General features: G+C 69.6%; 1 protein-coding gene. It reads right to left on the reverse strand.

Annotation, left to right across the window (positions count from 1 at the left end; genetic code table 11):
• On the reverse strand, positions 1-7,402 hold a 7,402-nt coding region (locus tag K6I34_RS27115; RefSeq protein ID WP_229329621.1), incomplete at its 3' end, for a non-ribosomal peptide synthetase.
• Positions 7,403-7,453: the final 51 nt, after the last annotated feature.

Consider the following 7,453-nt stretch of genomic DNA (forward strand, 5'->3'; position numbering starts at 1 on the left):
ACAACTCACCGACCACACCCGCCGGCACCGGCCGCAAACCCTCATCCAGAACATAGGAACGGTGATTGGCGAGCGGCCGCCCGATCACCGGCCGCTCATGCTCATCCACACGGGCATACGTCGTATAGACGGTGCACTCGGTCGGACCGTACGTATTGAACGTGACCGTACCCGTCCCGGCCGCCTTGCCCAGATCAGCCCACAGAACCTCGTCCGCCGCCTCACCACCGATCTCCAGCAACACCGGCCGCGAAACCTGAGACGCATCCAGCAGGCCGAGCTCCAGAAGCTGACGGCAATACGTCGGCGTCATCTCCATATAGTCGATGCCCGCCTCCGCCGCATAAGCGACCAGCGCATCCGGAGCCCGACGAACATCATCACCCACAAGATGCAACTCATGCCCGGCCAGCATCCAGATCAACGGACTCCACGAAGCATCGAACGTCATCGCACCCGTCAACGCGGCACGCAACCGACGCCCGCCCAGAGCCGCGACCTCGGCGACATAGACGTCATCGGTGTGCGCATGGAACAGGTTCGTCAACGCCCGGTGCTCGACCAGCACACCCTTCGGACGACCCGTCGACCCGGAGGTATAGACGAGATACGCGGGGTGGCCAGGCAGCAGAGCCGTAGAACGATCGGCGTCGGTGACATCGGTATCCGCCGACCGCGCCAACTCCGCACCGACGGACGGATCATCCAGCCGAACCGCCGAGAGCCCGGACATCGCGCCCGTACGCGCCGCACCATACGCGTCCGTGACCAGCACGCACGCCCCGGAATCGGCGAGGATCAGCGCGATCCGCTCCACCGGGTACTCGGGGTCCACCGGGACATAGCAGGCGCCGGCCTTCAGCACCGCCAACAGCGTCACCACAAGATCCGCCGTCCGGGGCAGCAGGACGGCCACACCACGGTCAGGACCGGCACCCCGCTCGATCAACAGCCGCGCCAACCGGTTCGCCCGCGCGTTGAGCTCCCCGAACGTGAAGGTCGCATCGGCGGCGACCAAGGCGGTCGCATGCGGAGAGCGCCGCACGTTCGCCTCGAAGATCTCCGGTAGGAGACGACCGTCCGTCCACTCCCGCTCCGTGGCGTTCCAGTCCGCGACAAGCCGGCGGTGTTCCTGATCACCGAGCAGCTCGATCGAGCCCACCCGGGCCCCCGGGTCGGTCGCCACGCCCTCCAGCAGGCGCCGCAGCCGGTCAGCGAGCGACACGACGGTCGCCCGGTCGAAGAGATCGGCCGTGTATTCGACGGTGCCGTGGATGCCGGCAAGGTTCCCGGTCTCGTCCCGCTCCTCCACGAACGTGAAGTCGAGGTCGAACTTGGGCGGGTGGGAGCCGTACGGCTCGGGGCTGACGGAGAGACCGGGCAGGTCGACGTTCCCCTCCGTGTTGTTCTGCAGGACGAGCATCACCTGGAACAGCGGGTGCAGCGTCCCGGAACGCACCGGGTTGATGGTCTCGACCAGCCGCTCGAACGGCACGTCCTGATGCGCGAACGCCGCCAGATCCGTCTCGCGAACCCGCCCCAGCAGTTCCACGAACGCGGGGTCACCCGACACATCCGTCCGCAGCACCAGCGTGTTGACGAAGAACCCGACCAGGTCGTCCAGGGCCTCGTCCGTACGGCCCGCCACTACCGTCCCCAGCGGGATATCCGAACCGCCACCCAGCCGCGACAGCAACGCTGCAAGACCCGCCTGCAACACCATGAACAGCGTCACACCGTGCCGCCGCGCCAACGCCTCCAGCGTCACATGCAGCTCAGCACCCAGCTCGAACTCGACAAGACCACCCTCATGACTGGGCACTGCGGGCCGCAGACGGTCAGCAGGCAGCGGCAGCTCATGAGGGATCAGCTGAAGCTGCTGCTTCCAATAGGCGAGCTGGCCTTCCAACACGTCTTCCAGAAGGTCGCGCTGCCAGAGCGTGTAGTCCGCGTACTGCACCGGCAGCGGCGCCCACGCGGGTTCCTCACCCGCGCATCGTGCCCGGTACGCGACGGCGAGGTCGCGGTACAGCGGCTGCTCGGACCAGCCGTCACTGGCGATGTGGTGCAGGTTGAGCAGCAGGACGGACTCCTCGGCGCCCAGCGTGAACAGCGTCACCCGGATCGGGAGGGCGTTCTCCAGGTCGAACGGGGCGAAGGCCGCGGCCGAGAGGCGCTGCGCCAGTTCGTCCTCGGCGCACTCCACCACGGTGAAGTCCGCACGCGCGTCCACCGCGTCCAGGATCACCTGACGGGGCTCGCCCCCCACTTCCGGGAACACCGTACGCAGCGACTCGTGCCGGCCCACGACATCGGCCAGCGCGGCACGCAACGCCGGTACGTCGATCCGGCCCTGGAGCCGGAAGGCGAGGGGGACGTTGTAGGTGGCCTGCTTCTCGAAGCGCTCCAGGAACCACAGGCGGTGCTGCGCCGACGACAGCGGCACCGCGTCCGGCCGTTCGCGCCGCACCAGTGCCGCACGCGCGCCACCGGCGGCGCCCAGCCGCTCCACCAGCCCAGCCACCGTCGGTGCCTCGAACAGGTCACGGATGCTCAGCTCCACGCCCAGCACCGCGCGCACCCGGCTGAGGAGGCGCGTCGCCAGCAGCGAGTGCCCGCCCAGGTCGAAGAAACCGTCGTCGACCGACACCCGCTCGACACCGAGGACCTCGGCGAACAGCCCCGCCACCGCCACTTCCTGCGGAGTACGCGCCTCACGCCCCTCCACCGACCCAGTGAACTCCGGCTCGGGCAGAGCACGCCGGTCCAGCTTGCCGTTCGGGGTCAGCGGCAGGGCGTCCAGGGGCACCACGGCGGCGGGCACCATGTGCCGGGGCAGCAGCCCGGCCACGTAACGACGAAGATCAGCCCCCTCGACCGGGGCACTCGCCACGACATACGCCACCAGACGGCCCTCGCGAACGACAACCGCGGCCTGCACCACCGCGTCGTGACCGGTCAGAACAGCCGCGATCTCACCCGGCTCGACACGGAACCCACGGACCTTGACCTGATCGTCACCACGGCCCACATACTCCAGCACGCCATCCGCACGCCACCGGGCCAGATCACCCGTGCGATACATCCGCCCACCGACGACACCGAACGGGCACGCCACAAAACGCTCAGCAGTCAGACCGGGACGGCTGATGTAACCCTGGGCCAGACCCGCACCCGCCACATACAGCTCACCCACCACACCCACCGGCACCGGACGCAAACCCTCATCCAGGACATACACCCGCTTGTTACCGACCGGACGACCAACCGGCAGATGGGATCGCATAAGATCCGCCGACTCCACCGCGTGACAGGTCGTGAAACCCATGCTCTCAACCGGGCCATAACCATTCCCCACACGCAGGCCGGGGAAAAGCTCCAGCACCTTCGCCACGTGTGCGACGGAACCGACCTCACCACCGGTGAACGCCACCCGCACACCATCAAAAGCACCCGGGAATTCATCCACCAGATGATTGAACAGACTCGCCGACAGCTGAAGCATCGTCACACCATGCTCCGCCACCAGCCGCTCGATCACCGCAGGCTCAGGACTCTGCCCCGGCTGCAACACACACACCGCACCATGCAACAACGCACCGAACAACTCCAGCGCAAAACCGTCCCACGACACCGGCGAACACTGCAAAAACACCTCACCAGGACCAAACTCACCGTATTCCTGGCCCAGATACGTCCCCAACAGCGCACGATGCGACGTCGCCACACCCTTCGGCCGACCCGTCGACCCCGACGTGAACATCACACACGCCACATCACCCGCGCTGACATCAACAGGGGCGCCATCCCGTATCGCCTCCGGCAACGCATCGACACACACCGTCAAAACACCAGGGGAACGCACGTTGCCACTCAGCGCGGTACGCGTCACGACTGTCCGCACCCCGGCCTCGGCAAGCACCGCCGCCAGCCGCTCCGCCGGGAAATCAGGATCCAGCAGCGTATAACCGGCACCCGACTTCAGCACCGCCAGCAACGCCACCACCATGTCCACCCCACGCTCCAGGTGAACACCCACCACACCACCCGACACCGGCAACCGCACCGCCAGCGCATCCGCCAGCGCGTCCAGCTCCGCATACGAAACACGCTCACCCGAGAAAATCAGCGCCGTCGCACCCGGCGCCTCCGCGACCCGCTCCGCGAACACCTCATGCACGCACCGGTCCAGCACACCCGGCGCCACACGATCCGTGTCATTCCACTCCACGACCATCCGCGCACGCTCATCCGCGTCCAGCAACTCCACCGAACCGATCGACACCCCCGGATCGGAAACAACACCGGCAAGCAACCGCCCCAGACGCGTAGCCAGAGACTCCGCCGTCGCCCGGTCGAAGAGATCCCTCGCGAACTGCAATTCGCCGCGGATGCCCGCCGGACGGCCGACGTCGTCCCGGTCCTCCGTGAACGCGACGTTCAGGTCGAACTTCGCCGGTGCGGAGTCGAAGGTCGTGGGGTCGACCGTCAGGCCCGGCAGGTCGAGGGTGCCCTCCTCGTTGTTCTGCATGACGAGCATGACCTGGAACAGCGGGTGGCGCCCGCCCGAGCGGTCCGGGTTGATCTCCTCCACCAGCCGCTCGAACGGCACGTCCTGATGCGCGAACGCCGCCAGATCCGTCTCCCGGACCCGCCCCAGCAGTTCCACGAACGCGGGATCACCCGACACATCCGTCCGCAACACCAGCGTGTTCACGAAGAAACCGACCAGATCGTCCAACGCCTCGTCCGACCGGCCCGCCACCACCGTCCCCAGCGGAATATCCGAACCACCACCCATACGGGACAACAACGTCGCAAGACCCGCCTGCAGCACCATGAACAGCGTCACCCCGTGCTGCTTGGCCAGCTCCTCCAGGCGGCCGTGCAGGGCGGCGTCCAGCTCGAACGGGACCAGGCCGCCGTCGTGACTCGCCACGGCCGGGCGCGGGCGGTCGGCGGGGAGCGCCAGTTCCTGAGGGGCGCCGTCCAGTGCCGCGCGCCAGAAATCCAGTTGGGTGCCGAGGACGTCGTCCAACAGCTCTCGCTGCCACAGGGTGTAGTCCGCGTACTGCACGGGCAGCGGCGTCTCCCACACCGGTTCCTCGCCCGCGTGCCGGGCCCGGTAGGCCAGCGCGAGATCGCGGAAGAGCGGTTCCTCGGACCAGCCGTCACCCGCGATGTGGTGCAGGACGAGGACGAACAGGGATTCCGTGTCACCGGCCGTGAACAGCGCGGCCCGGACCGGCAGTTCGTTCTCCAGGGCGAAGGGGGCGAAGGCGGCCGCGGAGGCACGTGCCATCAGGTCGCTCGCGGCGCACTCGGTCACGGTGAAGTCCACGCGCGCGTCCGCCGGCTCCAGGATCACCTGGCGAGGCTCGCCGTCCACTTCGGGGAACACCGTCCGCAGCGCCTCGTGCCGGCCGACCACGTCCCGCACCGCCGCCCGCAGTGCCGCCATGTCGACGCGGCCCCGCAGCCGGAACGCGTAGGGCAGGTTGTAGGTGGCCTGTTTCTCGAAGCGCTCCAGGAACCACAGCCGGTGCTGCGCCGATGACAACGGCAGCACCTCCGGACGCTCACGCCGCACCAGTGCCGCACGCGCGCCGTCCGCGGCGTCGAGCTGTTCCGCCAGGGCCGCGACCGTCGGCGATTCGAACACGGCCCGCACCGGGAGCTCGACGCCGAACGCCGAGCGGACCCGGCTCACCAGGCGTGTCGCCAGCAGGGAGTGCCCGCCCAGGTCGAAGAAGCCGTCGTCGGCCGACACCCGCTCCACGCCCAGGATCTCGGCGAACAGCTCCGCCAGCGCCATTTCCCGCGGAGTGCGCGCCTCGCGCCCCTGCGCCGACCCCGTGAACTCCGGTGCGGGCAGGGCCTTCCGGTCGAGCTTGCCGTTCGGGGTCAGCGGCAGTTCGTCCACCAGCACGACCGCCGCGGGCACCATGTACTCGGGCAGGACGGCGGCCGTAAGCGCGCGCAGCGCCGCGGGGTCGGGGCGCTGTCCGTCGCGTTCGGGTACGACGTAGCCGACGAGCCGCTGGTCGCCGGGGCGGTCCTCGCGGACGACGACCGCGGCGTGCGCGACGTGAGGCGACCGGGCGAGCGCGGCCTCGACCTCGCCGAGCTCGATCCGGAAGCCGCGCACCTTGACCTGGTCGTCGACGCGTCCGAGGTATTCCAGCTCGCCGTCGTCGTTCCAGCGCGCCAGGTCGCCCGTGCGGTACATGCGGGTGCCGGGCGGGCCGTACGGGTCGGCCACGAACCGCTCCGCGGACAGGCCGGGCTTGTTCCAGTAGCCGTACGCCACGCCGTCACCGGCGATGTAGAGCTCGCCGGTCCCGCCCCGCGGGAGCCGCCGCAGCCCGGCGTCGAGGACGTACACCTGGGTGTTGTGGACCGGCCGGCCGATGGTGACCCGCTCCCCCACCGTGACCCGGGTCGAGTAGACCGTCGTCTCGGTGGGGCCGTACAGGTTGGTGATGTCGGCGGCGCGTTCCCGCATCATCCCGGCGAGGTCCGGGGCCAGCGCCTCGCCGCCGACGACGATGCGCAGGCCGCGCACCGCCTCGGCGTCGTAGGCCATGAGCCCCCGCCAGAGGCTGGGGGTGGCCTCGGCGATGGTCACCCGTCGCCGGCGGACGAGCGCGGCCAGGGCGGCCGGGTCGCGTACGACGGAGCGGTCGACGAGGACGACGGTCGCTCCGGAGATCAGCGGCACGTAGCACTCGAGGACGGACATGTCGAAGGCGGCCGAGGCCATGGCGCCCCACCGGTCGCCCTCGCCGAGCCGGAACCACTCGGCCATCGTGGTCAGGAAGTTCACCACCCCCCGCTGGCCCACGAACACGCCCTTGGGCCTGCCGGTGGAGCCCGAGGTGTAGACGATGTACGCGGGGAGCCCGGCCCGTCCGGGCACGGTGGGGGCGTGGTCGGCGCGGGGCTCGCCCAGCTCCTCCAGCAGCAGCGTCGGGGCGGACGGCAGGGCGGCGGCCACGGCTTCGGTGGTCAGGAGGAGGGCCGGGGCGGCGTCCTGCAGGACGTAGGCGATGCGCTCCGCCGGGTATTCGGGGTCGATCGGGACGTAGGCCGCGCCCGCCTTCTGCACCGCGAGCAGTGTCACCAGCAGCCGGGTGGTGCGCGGCAGGGCCACCGCCACGAACCGGCCCGGCCCGACGCCCCGTTCCGCCAGCAGCCGGGCGAGGCCGTTCGCCCGGCTGTCCAGCTCGGCGTACGTCAGCTCGCCGTCCTCGGCCACCACCGCGACGGCGTCGGGTGTCCGGGCCGCCTGTGCCTCGAAGAGTTCCGTCAGGGACGTGTCGGGCACGGGGCGTTCCGGCCCGTGGCTCCATCGCCGGAGCAGGTCCCGCTCCCCGGTCTGCGTGTCCTTCGGCTGGGTCATGGCGGGGCTCCTCGGTGCCTGTGCGGTGGGGGTCAAAGGGGAAGACGGGTG

The organism is Streptomyces sp. UNOC14_S4 (genome assembly GCF_020740835.1).
Classification (GTDB): domain Bacteria; phylum Actinomycetota; class Actinomycetes; order Streptomycetales; family Streptomycetaceae; genus Streptomyces.